Source organism: Ruminococcus difficilis (assembly GCF_016680995.1).
In genome coordinates this window covers 1-2,088 of the sequence record NZ_JAEQMG010000111.1, presented here as the reverse complement: position 1 = coordinate 2,088, position 2,088 = coordinate 1, and the positions used below count along the sequence as shown (strand labels likewise).

The following is a 2,088-nucleotide window of genomic DNA, read 5'->3' as shown; positions in this document are numbered from 1 at the left end:
CCCCCCCCCCCCCCCCCCCCCCCCCCCCCCCCCCCCCCCCCCCCCCCCCCCCCCCCCCCCCCCCCCCCCCCCCCCCCCCCCGTTTTGACAGAGGGGATATCGACGTGCTGAATTCCTACTTCGGCTACACGATCCACAATGACCGCGGCAAGCCGACCAACAGCGAATTCATCGCCATGATCTCCGACCGACTGCGCCTGCAGATCAAAAACGCGTCTTGACGCTGCTAATATAGCTGCAACAACACCCGACCGGTGATCCGACAATTGTTTCTGTTTTCAAAAAGCTCCCCGTTTGATATAACCGTCAAACGAGGAGCTGGTTATTTTTTGGGGTTATACTAATCTCAGATAAAAAGCGGACAATCTTTGCGATCAATTTTTTATTTGAGTTAAGTATGAGTTACCCTCCTTGCTTTTGCATTTAAAAAACAAGACACCCGATAACGGGTGTCTTGAATCAATCTTTATGTTGGCAGATAACTGCCCTGTGCTAAAAGAATCAGTTAGCGATGATTTCCTCGGTGTCCTTATCAAAGATGTGGAGCTTGTCAAGGCTGAAGCAAACCTTGATCTTGTCGCCGACCTTGGACTTGGAGGTAGGAGCAACGCGCGCGGTAATGGGCTGACCTGCGATATTAACATACAGATAAATTTCAGCACCCATCAGCTCGGTTACGTCAACGGTAGCGTCAAACTGCATGATGGCCTTGTCCAGCTCTTCCTGCTCGTCGTGAACATGCTCGGGACGGATACCGAAGATAACTTCCTTGCCGACATACTTCTCGAGAGGATTCTCTTTGCTGTCGTTGGGATGGAGCTTGTCGCCGCGGCACTTGTCAGCCGGAACGGGAACTTCGTATTTGTCGAACTTGAGGACAAAGTTGTTGCCCTTCTTGTCAACGGTCGCGTTGATGAAGTTCATCTGAGGCGATCCGATGAAGCCTGCTACGAACATGTTGCAGGGATAATCATAGAGGTTCTGCGGGGTGTCAACCTGCTGGATAACGCCGTCCTTCATAACGACGATCCTGGTACCGAGCGTCATAGCCTCGGTCTGGTCATGGGTTACATAGATGAAGGTGGTGCCCAGTCTCTGATAGATCTTGGAGATCTCGGTACGCATCTGTGCACGGAGCTTTGCGTCCAGGTTGGACAGCGGCTCATCGAGAAGGAATACGCGGGGATCACGAACGATGGCACGACCCATGGCAACACGCTGTCTCTGACCACCGGACAGAGCCTTCGGCTTTCTCTCGAGGAACTGCTCGATACCGAGGATCCTGGCAGCCTCAACAACTCTTCTGTGGATCTCGTCCTTGGGCATCTTTCTGAGCTTCAGACCAAACGCCATGTTATCATAAACGGTCATATGCGGATACAGAGCATAGTTCTGGAATACCATTGCGATATCTCTGTCCTTGGGAGCAACGTCATTTACGAGGGTGTCGCCGATGTACAGCTCGCCCTTGGAAATATCCTCGAGGCCTGCAATCATTCTCAGGGTTGTGGACTTACCGCAGCCGGAAGGACCTACAAAGATGATAAACTCTTTGTCAGCGATTTCAAGGTTGAAATCCTTAACGGCGGTTACATTGCCGTCATAAATTTTGTACACGTTTCTTAATGATAAACTTGCCATTTAAAAATACCTCCGTTATTTGTAATAGATTTATTACATATATAAATATAGCACTTTTCGCAAGTTTTTACTATACTGATTTTAACTAAATATTTCGTCTGTATTTTATTTAAATTAATTACAAAGTAAAATTTTTAGATCAAATTTAGTACATATTGCCGAAAAAAATCTGAGAAATTTCCAAATTTGTCAAAGATTTACAGCTTCCTATGGGCAAATTGCTATCAAGATACAAATTTCCGACAGATATTCGTTGAAGGTGCACAACTTTTCTTCCACAAATAGCAAACATCTTCTTGACCTGATGGAATTTTCCCTCGCAAATGCCGACCACGGCGACGCATTTGTCGCCGCCGTCCGCCACACGCAGCCTTGCCGGCATACAGCGCGTGCCGTCCGCAAAGACGATGCCGTCACGAAAACGCGCTGCCATCTCCTCCGTGACCG

General features: G+C 48.8%; 2 protein-coding genes and 1 pseudogene. 1 reads left to right on the top strand and 2 read right to left on the bottom strand.

What is annotated here, in order from left to right:
* Positions 1-83: 83 nt before the first annotated feature.
* A pseudogene (locus JKK62_RS10575) lies at positions 84-221 on the top strand (sporulation initiation factor Spo0A C-terminal domain-containing protein); the annotation flags it as partial.
* 280 nt (positions 222-501) lie between these two features.
* Here the strand turns inward: JKK62_RS10575 and JKK62_RS10570 are convergent.
* Both JKK62_RS10570 and JKK62_RS10565 read right to left on the bottom strand, forming a co-directional pair.
* Positions 502-1,641 carry an ABC transporter ATP-binding protein gene (locus tag JKK62_RS10570; protein WP_201427865.1) on the bottom strand — a complete coding sequence of 380 codons (1,140 nt, stop codon included), beginning with the start codon at positions 1,639-1,641 and terminating at the stop codon, positions 502-504.
* Positions 1,642-1,786: 145 nt separating this feature from the next.
* Positions 1,787-2,088 (bottom strand): pseudouridine synthase family protein (locus tag JKK62_RS10565; RefSeq protein WP_494545959.1); only part of this gene is annotated, 302 nt, incomplete at its 5' end.

Coding starts and splice junctions, on each gene's coding strand:
- JKK62_RS10570 (WP_201427865.1), bottom strand. CDS start 1,641: ATGGCAAGTTTATCATTAAGAAACGTGTACAAAATTTATGACGGCAAT.